Here is a 15,302-nt window from a genome sequence, read left to right on the forward strand (position 1 = left end):
TCCTCGCTGTCGGTGATTGCCGGTGTATTGCCGGCCGTACTGATCGCTTGATCATTGCGACATCTGCCGTGGCAGACGCCCTTGCAGTTCACGAGCGCGCTGCGATGCTTCATCCATGAGGGACTGATCCCTGTCGAGCTGCTGATACTGGCGAATGGCCAGATCACGCCCCTGCTCGACCCAGGGTAAAAAGGTCGACTGCTGCCAGTCGTCGGTCTGGCTCAATGGGGTCAATCCGACCACGGCCACGATCACCACAAGGACAAAGCCACCTCGCAGCAGGCCGAATCCGGCGCCCATCAAACGATTGAAAAACCCCATGCCTACCCATTCAATCATGGCGTGCAGCAGTCTGATCACCATGTTGGCCAGCAGCAGCACGACAAATACCACCAGCACAAACCCGACCACCAATCGAATTTGCTGACTGTCGATATAGTCGGCAAAAAGACCGGCGGCAGGTTCTGCCAGGGCCCGCGCCGTCAGCAGCGCGGCAATCCACGCGGCCAGCCCCAGCCCTTCGCGAATGAAGCCACGCGCAAAACCTGACAGGACAGAAAATCCCAGAATGATGACAAACGCCCAGTCAATCCAGGTCCAGCTCACTGACCACCTTCGCGGCGAACAATCAGCCCCTTGATATTGGCCTTTTCCTGTAGCGCGCTACGTGCCTGCTCACTCTCTTCGGTCGAGCCAAAAGGGCCGACGTAGACCGTATTGAGCTCGCCACGCGGCTGCTTATAGGCCGAAAAGCCCAGAGCCTTGAGCTGCTCGATCAGGCGATCTGCGTTACCGGGCTGACCGAAACTGCCGGCCTGAACGGCCCAGCCACCGCTGGCGGAAGACTGTGGGGCACTGTGGCTGTTACGGTTGGCAGCGGCCATGATCGGATCTCCCGAGGAATCATCACTGCGGGCCGGGGTCTGACGCGTTGTGCTGGCGCTACTGCTGCCTCGTGAAGGCGTGGTCGGCTTGCTGGTACTGGCTGAACGATTGCTGCTCGAGCCGGTACTGGTTGAAGAGGCAGTGTCTGCGCGTGACGACGCGCTGTCGCGCGACCCGGTCTGCGAAGAGGAAGGCTCGCTGGAGGTCGGCGTCCGTGTCGATGCCGGTTCACGCTCGCGGTCCGGGAAGAGCTGATTGCTTTGACTGGCCTGACCGGATCGATCGCTGGAGGCCTCGTCAGTGCTGACGTTGTCGCTGGGCAGCGGTGACTGCGGCTCGGAGACATCTGGTTGTGACATCTCGATTGGCTGCTCGATGACCACTGACGAGTCATCGCCGGCCTTTTCCTTGTCCTTGTCTTTGCCTGATCCACCAAACAAAATGGGCAGCAGGATCAATGCCAGTGCCACGATAATGACGATACCGCTGATGCGCTCACGCATGCCGTATTTCATGCGACTCTCTCCCTGTTACGCGGTTCCCTCGCCCCTTTCGAGCCGAGCCAGTACTTCTGCCACGGTAAAAAAGGAGCCACAAACCAGTACGTCATCATGTTGTGAATGTTGTTCAAGCCAGTCGATCCCTGCTGCCGGACCATCAGCCATGGCCATGACCTGCCCACCACGGGCTCGGATGATCTCTGCCAGAGCATCGCCCGGGCGCGCGCGCGCACCCGAAAGCGTCACCACCAGCCAGTCATCAACCACCGGCCAGAGTGCGTCGATCACCCCTTCGGCATCCTTGTCCCCCAGCATGCCCAGCAGTGCCACCCGGCGTGTGACAGGCCTTTGCGCCAACTGATCGGCCACATAGCCGGCGGCGTGCGGATTATGTGCCACATCGAGGCAGTAACGCCCGATGCGCTGCATACGCCCTGCCAGTCGGATGCCGGAAAAGGCCTGCTCAAGCCTTTCGGCCTCAAGCGGTATGCCCAGCGCTTCAAGCGCCGTCAGCGCACTGGCAGCATTGTCCAGCGGCAGGCCGGGGTCGGGAAGCGCCGTCAATGTAGAAGCCAATGCCCCGGTCGGACACTGCCATAGCCAGCGACCCCTCTCTTCACGCTGCCAGTCAAAATCCTGCCCCAGCACCAGACAGTGAGACACCGGTAGCGCTGCAGCATGTGCCGCAACGCTTTTAACCATGTGCCGACTGCCCAGGATGGCCGGCCGACCGGCGCGCAAAATGCCGGCCTTCTCGGCGCCGATTTTTTCAATATCGGTGCCGAGAAAATCGGCATGATCAAGCGCTACGCTGGTCACGATGCCGATGTCGGCATCAATGATATTGGTCGCATCCAGCTGACCACCCAGCCCGACCTCAAGAATGGCCATGTCCGGGGCACGGTCACGAATAATGACCAGTGCCGCCAGCGTCCCCATTTCAAAATAGGTCAGCCCGGTATCACCACGTACAGCCTCGATGCGCTCAAAGGCGTCAATCAGGGCGTCATCGCTGACCTCATCACCGTCAAAAAGAAGGCGTTCGTTATAGCGCAGCAGATGGGGCGAGGTATAGCAGGCCGTGCTCAGTCCGTGGGCACGCGCCACGGCCTCCAGCATGGCCACGGTCGACCCCTTGCCGTTGGTGCCGGCCACGGTGACCACCTGGCGTGCAATGAGGCCGGACAGCAGCCCCAGACGTTCGGCCACGACGCGAATGCGATCAAGCCCAAGGTCAATGGCGACCGGATGAAGCTTTTCCAGGTGGGCCAGCCACTGTGTCAATGTGCAAGACATGATGATCAGCGCGCAGCCTCGGCGCTGTACGGTGTCCCATCATCCCCTTCCACGTTTTCCAGCATGGTCACGGCAGGCTCGGAAGGACGATCGGTCAGCGTGCGCAGAATACGACCCAGACGCGTGCGCATCTCGCTGCGGTGAATGATCATGTCAACCGTGCCGTGTTCCAGCAGAAACTCGCTGCGCTGAAAGCCTTCGGGAAGCTTTTCACGCACGGTCTGCTCGATAACGCGCGGCCCGGCAAAACCGATCAGGGCATTGGGCTCAGCCACGTTCAGGTCTCCCAGCATGGCCAGCGAGGCCGACACGCCGCCAAAGACCGGATCTGTCAGCACCGAGATATAGGGGGTACCGGCTTCACGCAGGCGCTCCAGCGCTGCCGAGGTCTTGGCCATCTGCATCAGCGAGAACAGCGCTTCCTGCATGCGCGCACCACCGGAGGCCGCAAAGCAGACCAGCGGACGCTTCTCTTCCCGGGCAATCGTTGCAGCGCGCACGAATTTTTCGCCCACGACGCTGCCCATGGAGCCGCCCATGAATTCGAACTCGAACGCCACCGCCACGACCGGCAGACCATCCAGGGTCCCCTTCATGACGATCAGGGCATCCTTTTCTTCAGTGGCCTTTTGTGCCCCGGCCAGACGGTCCTTGTACTTCTTGGAGTCACGAAACTTGAGGCGATCTACCGGCTCGAGCTGAGCGGCGATCTCTTCGCGCCCCTCACTGTCGAGAAACCAGGAAAGGCGGCGACGTGCGTTCAAACGCAGGTGGTGATCACACTTGGGGCAGACATTGTGATGCCGCTCAAGCTCGGGCCGATAAAGGACAGCCTCACAATTGGGACATTTGCGCCACAGGCCGTCGGGAATGTTATTGCGACGATCGGTACGGGCAGTACGCCCCATTGAAGGAACAATCTTGTCGAGCCAGCTCATCGAGAAAGGGCTTCCATATCGTTGATGGTCAGTCTTTAAAATGGGCGCGCCGAAAACAGCACATGGCGCATGGCCCCATTATCAATCATCGACGGCAGTGAGGGCCAGCCCGGCGTGCATGTACACCGGCATAACCCTGTCTACCGTCTGCCAGCATCAGCGCAGGGCCGAGGCCACATCGGCTGTTTGTACCCCGTCAATAAAGGCCTTGATCAGGTCATGATCCTTGCCCCCGGCAGCGGCCTCTACCCCACCGGAGACGTCCACCCCATGAGGCGAGACCTGATCGACGGCCCGCACGATGTTATCCGGCGTCAGGCCCCCGGCCAGTATGATCGGCAGCGCCAGATCTTTTGGCACCCGCGACCAGTCAAAGGTCTCGCCGGTTCCTCCCGGCACGCCGGGGCGGTAGGCATCCAGCAGCAGGCCACGCGCCTGATAATAGCGCCTGGCCTGCTCATAAAGATCAATATCATCGCGCATGCGCAGGGCCTTGAGCCAGCTCATGCCGTAAATCTCGCAGGCTTCGGGCGGTTCTTCGCCATGAAACTGAAGCATGTCAAGCCAGGGCGCGCAGCCGGCAATGAGATCCGGCGTCTGATCAACAAACAGCCCTACCCGGGTCACAAAAGGCGGTACCCGAGCGCTGAGCTGCGCAAGCCGCTCGGGCGTCAGCGCCCGCTTGCTGCCGGGCCACATGACAAACCCCAGTGCATCGGCACCCGCCGCGACAGCGGCATCGACGTCCGCTTCGCGCGTCAGTCCACATATCTTGATTCGGGTTCGCATTGGCAAAGGTCCTGGTAATTACACACGTCCTGGCGATGACAGGTGCCCGGCCGGTTCACCGCGATAGACAGGGCGCTGATAGTTCGAGGCCGGCAATGTGCGCTGACCGGTCCATTCGCCGCTGAAATAAAGTCCGGCCGGACCCAGTGGCTCGGCCGGCAGTTCAAATCGTGGATCATAGTACACATCGACGAAGTGCAGCCCATGCGCCGGCGCGGTCGCCTCGGAAAGCGTGCGATCCCGGCCTTCCAGAAGGTCACTCGCGCGGGACACCTCGCGCCGCCCATCCCCCACGGCGATCAAAACGCCGGCGATATTGCGCACCATGTGATGCAAAAAGGCGTTGGCCTGAATATCGATGACCACCAGAGGCCCTACACGCGTCACCTCGACAAAGTGTACATGACGCCAGGGCGTACTGGATTGACAGCCGGCTGCACGGTAGCCGGAAAAATCATGCTCGCCGATCAGCGACTGCGCGGCCTCGTGCATGCGTTTTTCATCCAGCGGGTGTCGGTGCCAGGTCATGTGCTCGGCATCAAGCGCCGGGGGCATGGGCTGGTTGACAATCACATAGCGATAGCGACGGGCAAGACTTGAGAAGCGGGCATGAAAGTCATGGGGCATGACACGTGCCCAACGCACGGACATGTCGCGCGGCAGGTTGACATTGGTGCCCATGACCCAGGCCTTGAGCGTACGCGCGCTGGTCGTATCGAAATGCACGATCTGCCGGGTGGCATGCACGCCGCTGTCAGTACGTCCGCTACACATGACTTCAATGGGAGCCTGCGCAATGCGGGAAAGCGCAGCCTCGAGAGAGGCCTGAAGAGAGGGACCATGGTTCAAACGCTGCCAGCCCTGATAGGCCGTACCACGGTACTCAAGGCCCAGTGCAATACGGCCGCTGACGCGCTCGTTTTCATCCAGTCGTGTAAAAAAGGACATGTGACTCGGTAATGCAGGGACGGCCGGCAGCGAAGGCATGAACGCCCAGGCCGGTCGTCTTCATGTAAGAGACGGGCAGATCAACCCTGCCTCATGCCCTTTCAGGCACGGCGAGAAAGTCGATCTGCATCGGGGCGCTCATTATCCGTATCGGCGCCCTTAAATGCCACCTCTTCGAGTGCCCAGTCGCGAGGGAAACTGGCCGACGGTGTGGTGGGAAAATCCACGCGATGATCGGCCATATCCTCGGAGACAGGCCACTGGGCGGCGTCGACAGCGTCATCCCGTGCCCGGGAAGAGGACAATGACCAGACCGGTGCCAGCGCCGGCGATGCCTCAAGCGCGGAAACCGAGGCCATCGACGGATGCCGATCGTCATGGCCATCATGCGCCTCAACGTTGTCAGAGGCGGCCTCCAGTGCGGCCAGCGCCTGTATCAGCTGAAAATCGCTCGGATAATGCGCCAGCCCTTCCTTCAACATGGTGATGGCATGCTCGCGCCGGCCATGGCGATGAAACACCTCGGCTTCCGCGCAGATCGCCTCGATCTGAGCACGATGGGCGGCCCACACCTCGTTTTGCTCGGCGCTGACAATGCCCGTCTCATGAGCGCTGCGCCCTTCTTCACCGGCAGAGGCCACCCCCACAAGGGAAGAAGCCGGCCCTGCCCGCGGCGAAAGTTCTTCGGCGCTGACCAGACGATAGCGGCGCTGCCGCCAGCGGCGTACTCCTGCCCATGTGCCCGCCAGCATCAACAAGAGCGCGGCCAGCGCCCAGGTCCAGATGAAATCACCCTGACGCCCGGCACCATTGTCGAGGGCAGGTGCCGGCGATGGAGACGAAACCTGCTGCAGCGGCGCGTCAGGCTGGGAGACGTCAGAAGACATTACAGCACTGGCGACCGTCACCGCCTGCTGATTCAGCTGGTCCAGACGGCCTTCCAGAGCCTGCTGACGCTGGGCCAGCGCTTGCACTTCAGCGTTGTCGTTGGGTGTCTGGCTGACAAGCGACTGCGTCCTGACGGATTCGAGATCTGCCGTCAGTGTCGCCTGCATTTCTTGACTGGTACGCAGCTGCTGCTCCAGTCGATCAAGTCTGTCTTCAAGCGCGGCCACGCGTCGGCTGTCCTGTGCCGCTGTCTCCGGCGCACGTGTCTGGCGCTCAACGCGCTGATCACGGCCTGCATCGCTGGGCACAGGTATCCTGCTGCGTGCTGTCTGTGCGAAGGCGGGCGTGGCGGCAGCCAACGTCGCTTTTTCATCGGTGGCGGCATTTTCCGAGGGCAAAAGTGTTAGCTGAGGCGTCAGCTCTCCCTTCGGCCAGCTCAGGGTGAGCACCACGTCCAGCCAGGGCGCCTCCAGTGCGCGACTCCCCAGAATGTCCAGATAGAGGTGACCGGGCGTACCGTTGACCGCCAGTTGCAGGGTATCGGTATCAGCACTTCGCTCAATATTCATGGCCTGCCAGCGGGCACTGTCTGCCAGCCCGACCCGAAGATCATCAGCGCGCAGGGTGCCGGTATCCAGCAGCGCCACGCGTGCCTTCAATGGTTCATTGAAGCCGGACATGACCTGCGGCGCGGCGATGCCCACGGCATGGGCCATCATTGAACCCGACATCAGCAGCGCGCCCAGCAGGCAGTTTCGTAAACGCAAACGACAGGGCCGTTCGGCCATCATGCTCTCCAGTCATACTTGTCAGGGCAGCCAACAAAAAGGGCGCCTCAATGAGGCGCCCCGGCGTGCATAACGATGGCGGATGCGTCAGTGGCGCTCGACCAGCAGTGCCAGCATGCGGCGCAGTGGCTCAGCCGCCCCCCACAGCAGCTGATCGCCGACCGTAAAGGCCGAGAGATACTCTCCACCCATGGCCATCTTGCGCAGACGACCCACCGGCACATCCAGAGTGCCGGTTACGGCGGCCGGCGTCAGGCGCGCAAGTGTCGCGTCCTTGTCGTTGGGCACGACGCTGACCCAATCGTTATGACGTGCAATTCGATCCTCGATCTCGTCTATCGGCACATCGCGCGTCAACTTGATTGTGAAGGCCTGCGCATGAGAGCGCATGGAGCCGATACGAACGCAGAGGCCATCGACCGGCACCGTATTGGGCGCCATGCCAAGGATCTTGTTGCTTTCGACGCCGCCCTTCCACTCTTCCTTGCTCTGGCCATTATCCAGCTTCTTGTCGATCCACGGCAGCAGACTGCCACCCAGTGGCGCACCAAAATGCTCCGTGGGGAAGTCACTGCCACGCATGGCTTCGATGACCTTGCGATCGATGTCAAGAATGGCCGATGCCGGATCATCCAGCTCGGCGCGGGCTGCATTACCGACCAGCGACATCTGGTTGAGCAGCTCGCGCATGTTTTGCGCGCCGGCCCCGGAAGCCGCCTGATAACTCATCGACGTCATCCACTCGATGAGCCCGGCCTCATACAGCCCGCCAAGCCCCATCAGCATCAGACTGACCGTACAGTTACCGCCGGCAAAGGTTTTAAAGCCATCGTCCAGGCGCTGATCGATAACCTGACGATTGACCGGATCCAGCACGATGACCGTGTCGTCGTTCATGCGCAGGGTGCTGGCCGCGTCGATCCAGTAGCCCTTCCAGCCGGATTCGCGCAGCTTCGGATACACGTCACTGGTGTAGTCGCCGCCCTGACAGGTCACGATCACGTCCAGCTCGGCCAGCGCCTGAACATCAAAGGCATCCTTGAGAGGCGGTACGTCAACGCCCACATCCGGGCCGGGCCGGCCTGTCTGAGAGGTGGTAAAAAAGACCGGCTCGATGTTTTTGAAGCCGTCCTCTTCCAGCATCCGCTGCAGCAGTACGGAACCCACCATACCGCGCCAGCCAACAAATCCGGTTCTCAACATCTTGTGCTCCCCTGTTGTGATAAATCATGGGCCTGAGTTTCATCCGGCCTGCCCTGCGCCTCAAGTGCCTGCTCAAAACGAGGGTGCAGGCGTGCCATTTCCAGACTGTCCAGATAGCGGCCGTGACCAAAGGATATCCCGCGACTCAGGCCCTCTTTGACAAAGCCATGACGCTCGTAGAGTTCGATCGCCCGGTGATTGTGGCTATAGACCCCAAGGCTTAACCGGGTCACGTTCAACCAGTTGTCTGCAAGATCGATGGCCGCCCTTAAAAGCTGACTGCCGATGCCCTGACCGGCGTAGTCGGGATCCACGGAAAGACCAATTGTTCGGACATGCGCCACGCGCGCCGAGGCGGCGACAGGATGCAACCCGATCAGCCCAAGCAGTGTCTCCGGCGCTTGCGGATGACAGGCGGCGAGCATGTGATGACCGCGGTCCATGCATTCAAGGCGTTGCTGCCAGTAAGACGGCGAACTGAACGGCAGCTGCATCGTGTTGGGAAAAACCTCTTCATGATTGAAAATGCGACAGACGGCCTCGGCATCCTCCATGCGCGCCTGACGAATCAACCAGCGCTGCCCTTCCTGTTTCAACGACATTCCGCCTCCTCTACACGCGCATCACCAGATTTTAGTCTACCATCCGCGATGCGCATGACCAGCCACGTCAGCTTTCAGCGAGTGTCATGACAGACGCCAGACAGCAAAACGGCAGCGAACCGTCACGTTCGCTGCCCTAGTCGGAGTCATAGCCTGGGCCATGGCCGGGGTCATGTCTCACCCGTCATTCAATGGGCGCGACAACCCTGCCTCTTCAGGCGTTCGATTCGAACGCAGCCACCACGGCGTCCCCCATCTCTTCAGTGGTCACCTGGCGTGTGCCCTCATAGGCGATATCAGCGGTACGCAGGCTCTGATCCAGCACGGTGCCTACGGCGCGTTCGATACGCTCGGCCATATCAGGCTCGTTGAGGGAGTAGCGCAGCATCATGGCGACCGACAGGATGGTGGCCAACGGATTGGCCAGCCCCTGACCTGCGATATCCGGCGCGCTGCCATGACAGGGCTCGAACATGCCCTGACCGCTTTCATTCAGCGAGGCCGACGGCAGCATGCCGATCGACCCGGTCAGCATGGCGGCAGCGTCAGAGAGAATATCGCCGAACATATTGCCGGTGACGATCACGTCAAATTGCCTGGGCGCGCGCACCAGCTGCATCGCGGCGTTATCCACATACATGTGCGACAGTTCGACATCCGGATACTCAGGCGCCAGCTCGTTCATGATGTCGCGCCACAGGATGGTGACTTCCAGCACGTTGGCCTTGTCGACGCTGCAGAGCTTTTTACCGCGCTTTTGCGCCATCTCGAACGCCACCCGACCGATACGACGAATCTCGTGTTCGTCATAGATATAGGTGTTGTAGCCGTAGCGTGTGCCATCTTCGCGGGTCTCACGCCCACGCGGCTGACCGAAGTAGATACCGCCGGTCAGCTCGCGCACGATCATGATATCAAGGCCTGACACCACTTCCGGCTTGAGACTTGAGGCCTCGACCAGTTGCGGATAGAGCAGCGCCGGTCGCAGGTTGCCAAAAAGATTCAGCTCCTTGCGCAGGGCCAGAAGCCCCTTCTCCGGACGGTTGGCGATATCGGGCATGGTGTCCCACTTCGGCCCGCCAACGGCGCCCAGCAAAATGGCATCAGACGCTCTCGCATTTTCAAGCGTTTCAGGGGCCAGCGGCACACCGGAACGGTCGATCTCGGCACCACCGACCGGGGCTTCATCAATCTCGATATCAAGACCTGCTGCGTGGCAGGCCTCGAGCACACGGCGCGCCTGGCGGGTAATTTCCGGCCCGATACCATCGCCTGGCAGTACCAGAATCTTCTTGCTCATGTCTTTTCCTTAAAACGATTCTCTGGTCGCCCACAGCACCAGCATATCGGTCGTGAACGAGCCATCGGAGGCGACCTCAAAGGTGTCGCGCACTTCCTGACCCACCTGACTCTGGAGATGGCGAATGGCGTCGCGCATCACATCAGGCGTGCGCATGCGCGCAATCCATGTCTCGAAATCCAGTCGCAGGCGCTGACGCGAGCTGGAGGTCACCACAAGCCCTGCTTCGCCGACCATTTGCGCCCATTCGCTCGGGGTGTAGTCGCGAACATGACTGGTGTCGCGCAACATCTCGATGGTTTGCAGAAAACTGTCGAAAAGCGGCTGCTCGGATGAGGCGACATCGATAAACGCCGCCAGCCCTCCGGGTTTCAGGACACGTCGCGCTTCGCGCAGTGCCAGCCCGACATCACGCCAGTGGTGGGCAGAAAAGCGACTGCATACCACATCAAAACTGTTGTCGGCGAACGGCAATGACTCGGCAACGCCCTGCACCGTGCGAATGTTGTCCAGCCCACGCTCGGATGCCGAAGCCGCCACGACCTCGAGCATCCGCGGCGACAGGTCATAGGCGACAACCTCGTCGGCCAGATCCGCCACCCTGAAGCTGACGTGACCGGCGCCACAGCCGAGATCCAGCACGCGCGCAGCGGCAATCCCCTCGACACGTTCACGCAGCTGAGCAAATTCCTGTCCGTCAGCGTGCACGCTGCTGCTCAGATAGGCGGCCGCCTGACCGCCAAACTGACGCTCAACGACGGCGTCGTGGCTGTTGTTTACCGTCGGCTCAGGCATCCCGGAACAACCACGGCTGCGAGGCGCGGTGACGCGTTTCGAACTCGCGAATGGCGTGACTGTTATCGGTCAGCGTCAGGCCGATATCGTCCAGCCCGTTTTCGAGGCAGTACTTGCGAAACGCATCCACTTCAAAATCGATCGCCTCTCCTTCCGGCATCAGGATCTTCTGCTCGACCAGATCCACATCCAGACGGTAGCCCGGCGTGTGCTCGACGGCATCAAACAGCCGATCCACCGTGGCCTCATCAAGCTGGATCAGCAACAGACCGTTCTTGAACGCATTGTTGAAGAAGATATCGGCAAAGCTTGGCGCGATGATGACGCGAAAGCCGAAGTCTTCCAGCGCCCAGGGGGCGTGCTCACGTGAGCTGCCGCAGCCAAAATTCTTGCGCGCCAGCAGAACGCTTGCGCCTTCATAGCGCGGCTGATTGAGCACGAAATCCGGATTGATCGGTCGGTTCGAGCAGTCCTGTCCCGGATAACCTTCATCGAGATAGCGCAGCTCATCAAAGAGATTGGGGCCGAAGCCGGTGCGCTTGATCGACTTGAGAAACTGCTTGGGAATGATCAGGTCGGTATCGACATTGGCACGATCCAGCGGCGCGACCAGACCCTTTTGACGAATAAAGGCTTTCATGATGGTTTCCTTGAAAATGGCGTGGACGAGCGTTTAAAGCCCGGCAGCGCGCCGAGCCGGCGCAGGCGTGTCGACAAACTCGCGAACATCGACAAAATGGCCGGCAATCGCGGCCGCCGCGGCCATCGCCGGGCTGACCAGATGCGTACGCCCGCCATATCCTTGACGCCCCTCGAAATTGCGATTCGAAGTCGAGGCGCAGTGTTCACCGGCGCCCAGCTTATCGGCGTTCATGGCCAGACACATCGAGCAGCCCGCCTCACGCCATTCAAAACCGGCGTCACGAAACACCTGATCCAGCCCTTCCTGTTCGGCCTGACGCTTCACCAGTCCGGACCCCGGCACCACCATCGCCTGCTTGATCGTACCGGCGACCTGACGACCTTCCACCACGGCCGCCGCGGCACGCAGATCCTCGATACGCGCGTTGGTGCATGAGCCAATGAATACGCGATCCAGCTGAATGTCGGTCATCTTCTGACCGGCGTGCAGCCCCATGTATTCAAGCGCACGGGTAATGCCACGCCGCGTGGTGTCATCCGTGGCCGCAGCCGGATCAGGTACGCGGTCATGAATGCCCACGACCATCTCGGGGCTAGTGCCCCAGCTGACCTGCGGCTCGATAGCCGCAGCGTCCAGTGTCACTACCTTGTCAAAGACAGCGTCATCGTCAGACACCAGCGAGCGCCAGTTCTCTACTGCGGCGTCCCACTGCGCCGGGATCGGCGCAAACGGTCGGCCCTTGACGTAGTCGATGGTGGTGTCATCGACCGCTACCAGCCCGACACGCGCGCCCGCTTCGATGGCCATGTTGCAGATCGTCATGCGACCTTCCATGGAGAGATCGCGAATCGCACTGCCGGCAAATTCGATGGCACAGCCAGTACCACCCGCCGTGCCGATCTTGCCGATAATGGCCAGCACGATGTCCTTGGCGGTGACGTGAGGGCCCAGCTGACCCTCCACGCGCACCTGCATGTTCTTCATCTTGCGCTGGATCAGACACTGGGTCGCCAGCACATGCTCGACTTCAGAAGTACCGATACCGTGGGCCAACGCCCCAAAGGCGCCATGGGTGGCGGTATGGGAATCACCGCACACCACGGTCATGCCCGGCAGTGTCGCGCCCTGCTCGGGGCCAATGATATGCACGATGCCCTGGCGCACATCGTTGATGCCAAAGGTTTCAATGCCAAAGCTTGTGGTGTTGTCATCGAGCGTCTGCACCTGAATGCGCGAGACATTGTCCTCGATCCCGGCAATCCCGGCGCTGCGCTCCTTCAGGGAAGTCGGCACGTTGTGATCGGCCGTGGCGATGTTGGCATCGATACGCCAGGGACGACGGTCAGCCAGACGCAGTCCTTCAAAGGCCTGCGGTGAGGTCACCTCATGCAGCAGATGACGGTCGATATAAATCAGTGACGTGCCGTCATCGCGGCTGGACACCAGATGCGATGCCCAGAGCTTGTCATAAAGCGTCTGTCCTGCCATATCGTCTCTCCTTCCTTGCGCACGAGGCGCGTTCACGGTCCGGGGGTGCACTGGAGCTCTTGTGGTGTGTCATTGTCATGACGGCTCATCAACCCCTGTCTGGCATCTACACTACGCCGCGATATACCATGAAAGCAATTCATCCTATTCATGGCATGCATTCCCATGAGGAATCTATGGAAACCGAAAGCCTGCGCGCCTTTGTGGCCGTGGCCGAATGCGGCTCGTTTTCGCTGGCCGCCGAACAGATCCACCTGACCCAGTCTGCCGTCAGCAAACGCATCGCCACGCTTGAACATCAAACGGATGCACGCCTGTTTGATCGCATCGGCCGACGCATTGCCCTGACCGAAGCGGGTCATCTGCTGCTGCCTCGTGCCCGCGAGATTCTGGGACTTTTCGAGGACACCCAGCGCGCACTGACCAGCTTGAGCGGTATGGTGCGTGGCCGACTGAGTCTGGCCACCAGTCACCATATCGGCCTGCATCGTCTGCCCGCTGTTTTGCGTCGCTATACGCAGCGCTGGCCACAGGTCACTCTGGACATGCGCTTTCTGGACTCGGAACAGGCTTATCAGGGCGTGATGGATGGCTCACTCGAGCTGGCACTGGCCACCCTGGCACCGCACACGGCCAAGCCCCTTGTGGCCACGCCCTTATGGATGGATCAGCTTCATTTTGTCTGCGCACCGGATCATCCGCTCACGCGGCAGCGTTCGCTCACCCTTGATGCCCTGAGTCAGGTCGATGCGGTGCTGCCTGGCGAGCAGACCTTTACTCGGGCCATGGTGATGAGCGCCTTTAACCGGGCGGGACTGGAGGTCAGCGTGTCCATGTCCACCAATTACATGGAAACACTCAAGATGATGGTCAGCATCGGGCTTGGCTGGAGCGTGCTGCCTGAAACCCTGCTCGATGACAGTGTTCACAGACTCGATATCGACCATCCGCCGATCGAACGCCCGCTGGGTTATCTCTTTCACGAGAACCGCACGCTTTCCAATGCGGCGCGCGCCATGATCGATCTGCTCGAAGCCTCTCGCCAGCCACCTTCCGGCGACTGAAGCGTGACCTGAAAACCACGCAGGAGTTGCATCAAAAGGCCCGGCGTGGTGCCATCCCGGTCTGCAGGGCGTCCCTGCCTACACAACGATAATCCGACCAATAACAACACAACATCTTGCAAGGAATCATCATGTCCCACTCTTTGAGCATGCCTGCCTCATGCCGGGCGAGCCTGCGCACGTCTTTTGCCATGTCCGGCGCCCTGGTCGCGACCGCTCTGCTGTTACCGCTGACGGCCCATGCCGACCAGCAGAGTAGCGAGACACCGGCCGCCTCCGGTGAAACCGCCAGCTATGACACCACCGATGAGTCACCGCGCAGCGCCTACCTGTCAGACTGGTACAACCAGAACGTTACCGTCATCGGCAGCAAGGATATTCGTTTCGGCCCGCAAAAAATCGATGATATCTATCTGGAATATGAGTTTTTCGGTCGCAAGGGACCGCTGGATCTTTACGGCTATATCGACATGCCCAAATTCTTTGGCATCGGCAACGCCGCCGACAGTGGCGCCTTCGATGGCGGCTCGCCGATCTTTGCCGAAATCAAGCCACGGCTGTCCCTTAACGAGCTCAGCGGCCGGGATCTGAGTCTTGGGCCCATTAGCGAATGGTATCTGGCGGCCAACTGGATCTATGACTGGGGACACAACAGCGACAATCGCCAGAACACGCTGTACACCGGCCTGGGCACGGACATCGATACCGGGTCCCCGCTGGGGATGTCCTTTAACTTCTACGGTAAATATCAGTGGGAGAACTACGGCGCGGAGAATGAAAACAGCTGGGATGGCTATCGTGCGCAGCTTGAGTACAACTACCCGCTGGCAAGCTTTGATAACGGGGCCAGCCTCTTTTATGCCGGTTTTACCAACTATGACTTCGGCTCCGATCTGGGCGATGGTGATTCAACGCGTACCAACGAAGCGGTGGTGGCGACCAATGCCTTTGTCTACTCCTTCACGCACCTGCGCTTTCTGGCCGTGGCCCGCTACTTCCACAACGGTGGGCAGTGGAACGACGGCAGCGAGCTGAATTTCGGGGATGGTGATTTCCGCGTGCGCAGCACCGGCTGGGGATACTACCTCGGCGTTGGCTGGCAGTTTTAATTTTTTGCAGAACGCACACAGCAAAAGGGCCGGTCACATGACCGGCCCTTTTTGCAGCAATGTCGC

15 protein-coding genes are annotated in these 15,302 nt (G+C 60.5%); 2 read left to right on the forward strand and 13 right to left on the reverse strand.

Going from position 1 to position 15,302, the window contains the following annotated elements; genetic code table 11:
* Positions 1-51: 51 nt before the first annotated feature.
* From KSP9073_RS06355 to leuC, 13 genes are all read right to left on the reverse strand, one after another.
* The gene (locus tag KSP9073_RS06355; RefSeq protein WP_108842149.1) at positions 52-606 is read right to left on the reverse strand and encodes a CvpA family protein; all 555 of its coding nucleotides are present in this window, start codon (positions 604-606) and stop codon (positions 52-54) included.
* Entirely contained in the window at positions 603-1,400 is a 798-nt protein-coding gene (locus tag KSP9073_RS06360; RefSeq protein WP_108842150.1) for an SPOR domain-containing protein, read from the reverse strand. The genes KSP9073_RS06355 and KSP9073_RS06360 overlap by 4 nt, the downstream gene beginning before the upstream one ends.
* 15 nt (positions 1,401-1,415) lie before the next feature.
* Positions 1,416-2,681, reverse strand: coding sequence for a bifunctional tetrahydrofolate synthase/dihydrofolate synthase (gene folC / locus KSP9073_RS06365; RefSeq protein ID WP_108842151.1), 1,266 nt, complete (start codon positions 2,679-2,681; stop codon positions 1,416-1,418).
* Positions 2,682-2,686: 5 nt separating this feature from the next.
* Positions 2,687-3,619: an acetyl-CoA carboxylase, carboxyltransferase subunit beta gene (gene accD / locus KSP9073_RS06370; protein ID WP_243409145.1), complete on the reverse strand. Its 933-nt coding sequence runs from the start codon at positions 3,617-3,619 to the stop codon at positions 2,687-2,689.
* A 156-nt stretch (positions 3,620-3,775) separates the two neighbouring features.
* Positions 3,776-4,408 carry a phosphoribosylanthranilate isomerase gene (locus tag KSP9073_RS06375; protein ID WP_108842152.1) on the reverse strand — a complete coding sequence of 211 codons (633 nt, stop codon included), beginning with the start codon at positions 4,406-4,408 and terminating at the stop codon, positions 3,776-3,778.
* 18 nt (positions 4,409-4,426) lie between these two features.
* The gene (gene truA, locus KSP9073_RS06380) at positions 4,427-5,356 is read right to left on the reverse strand and encodes a tRNA pseudouridine(38-40) synthase TruA (RefSeq protein WP_108842781.1); all 930 of its coding nucleotides are present in this window, start codon (positions 5,354-5,356) and stop codon (positions 4,427-4,429) included.
* Between the two features lie 101 nt (positions 5,357-5,457).
* Positions 5,458-7,032, reverse strand: a complete 1,575-nt coding sequence (locus KSP9073_RS06385) for a type IV pilus assembly protein FimV (protein WP_108842153.1) — start codon at positions 7,030-7,032, stop codon at positions 5,458-5,460.
* An 87-nt stretch (positions 7,033-7,119) separates the two neighbouring features.
* A complete protein-coding gene (gene asd, locus KSP9073_RS06390) occupies positions 7,120-8,235 on the reverse strand; it encodes an aspartate-semialdehyde dehydrogenase (protein WP_108842154.1) in 1,116 nt (371 codons plus the stop codon).
* Positions 8,229-8,837: a GNAT family N-acetyltransferase gene (locus KSP9073_RS06395; protein WP_108842155.1), complete on the reverse strand. Its 609-nt coding sequence runs from the start codon at positions 8,835-8,837 to the stop codon at positions 8,229-8,231. The genes asd and KSP9073_RS06395 overlap by 7 nt, the downstream gene beginning before the upstream one ends.
* A gap of 214 nt (positions 8,838-9,051) precedes the next feature.
* Positions 9,052-10,137, reverse strand: a complete 1,086-nt coding sequence (gene leuB, locus KSP9073_RS06400) for a 3-isopropylmalate dehydrogenase (RefSeq protein WP_108842156.1) — start codon at positions 10,135-10,137, stop codon at positions 9,052-9,054.
* A 9-nt stretch (positions 10,138-10,146) separates the two neighbouring features.
* Entirely contained in the window at positions 10,147-10,932 is a 786-nt protein-coding gene (locus tag KSP9073_RS06405; RefSeq protein ID WP_108842157.1) for a class I SAM-dependent methyltransferase, read from the reverse strand.
* Entirely contained in the window at positions 10,925-11,572 is a 648-nt protein-coding gene (gene leuD, locus KSP9073_RS06410; RefSeq protein WP_108842158.1) for a 3-isopropylmalate dehydratase small subunit, read from the reverse strand. The genes KSP9073_RS06405 and leuD overlap by 8 nt, the downstream gene beginning before the upstream one ends.
* A 33-nt stretch (positions 11,573-11,605) precedes the next feature.
* On the reverse strand, positions 11,606-13,063 hold the full coding sequence (gene leuC / locus KSP9073_RS06415; protein ID WP_108842159.1) for a 3-isopropylmalate dehydratase large subunit: 1,458 nt from the start codon (positions 13,061-13,063) through the stop codon (positions 11,606-11,608).
* A 176-nt stretch (positions 13,064-13,239) separates the two neighbouring features.
* On the opposite strand from leuC, the gene KSP9073_RS06420 reads away from it, so the two are divergent.
* The gene (locus KSP9073_RS06420; protein WP_108842160.1) at positions 13,240-14,127 is read left to right on the forward strand and encodes a LysR family transcriptional regulator; all 888 of its coding nucleotides are present in this window, start codon (positions 13,240-13,242) and stop codon (positions 14,125-14,127) included.
* Positions 14,128-14,258: 131 nt separating this feature from the next.
* On the forward strand, positions 14,259-15,236 hold the full coding sequence (locus tag KSP9073_RS06425; protein ID WP_207771435.1) for a nucleoside-specific channel-forming protein Tsx: 978 nt from the start codon (positions 14,259-14,261) through the stop codon (positions 15,234-15,236).
* The last annotated feature ends 66 nt before the right edge of the window (positions 15,237-15,302 follow it).

The organism is Kushneria phyllosphaerae, assembly GCF_900312995.1.
Lineage (GTDB): Bacteria > Pseudomonadota > Gammaproteobacteria > Pseudomonadales > Halomonadaceae > Kushneria > Kushneria phyllosphaerae.

Bases quoted from the DNA above. Each gene is read 5' to 3' on its own strand.
- asd (WP_108842154.1), bottom strand. From the start codon at position 8,235: ATGTTGAGAACCGGATTTGTTGGCTGGCGCGGTATGGTGGGTTCCGTA.
- KSP9073_RS06425 (WP_207771435.1), top strand. From the start codon at position 14,259: ATGTCCCACTCTTTGAGCATGCCTGCCTCATGCCGGGCGAGCCTGCGC.
- KSP9073_RS06360 (WP_108842150.1), bottom strand. From the start codon at position 1,400: ATGAAATACGGCATGCGTGAGCGCATCAGCGGTATCGTCATTATCGTG.
- accD (WP_243409145.1), bottom strand. From the start codon at position 3,619: ATGAGCTGGCTCGACAAGATTGTTCCTTCAATGGGGCGTACTGCCCGT.
- KSP9073_RS06395 (WP_108842155.1), bottom strand. From the start codon at position 8,837: ATGTCGTTGAAACAGGAAGGGCAGCGCTGGTTGATTCGTCAGGCGCGC.
- leuC (WP_108842159.1), bottom strand. From the start codon at position 13,063: ATGGCAGGACAGACGCTTTATGACAAGCTCTGGGCATCGCATCTGGTG.
- KSP9073_RS06375 (WP_108842152.1), bottom strand. From the start codon at position 4,408: ATGCGAACCCGAATCAAGATATGTGGACTGACGCGCGAAGCGGACGTC.
- KSP9073_RS06385 (WP_108842153.1), bottom strand. From the start codon at position 7,032: ATGGCCGAACGGCCCTGTCGTTTGCGTTTACGAAACTGCCTGCTGGGC.
- KSP9073_RS06405 (WP_108842157.1), bottom strand. From the start codon at position 10,932: ATGCCTGAGCCGACGGTAAACAACAGCCACGACGCCGTCGTTGAGCGT.
- KSP9073_RS06420 (WP_108842160.1), top strand. From the start codon at position 13,240: ATGGAAACCGAAAGCCTGCGCGCCTTTGTGGCCGTGGCCGAATGCGGC.
- folC (WP_108842151.1), bottom strand. From the start codon at position 2,681: ATGTCTTGCACATTGACACAGTGGCTGGCCCACCTGGAAAAGCTTCAT.
- leuD (WP_108842158.1), bottom strand. From the start codon at position 11,572: ATGAAAGCCTTTATTCGTCAAAAGGGTCTGGTCGCGCCGCTGGATCGT.
- truA (WP_108842781.1), bottom strand. From the start codon at position 5,356: ATGTCCTTTTTTACACGACTGGATGAAAACGAGCGCGTCAGCGGCCGT.
- leuB (WP_108842156.1), bottom strand. From the start codon at position 10,137: ATGAGCAAGAAGATTCTGGTACTGCCAGGCGATGGTATCGGGCCGGAA.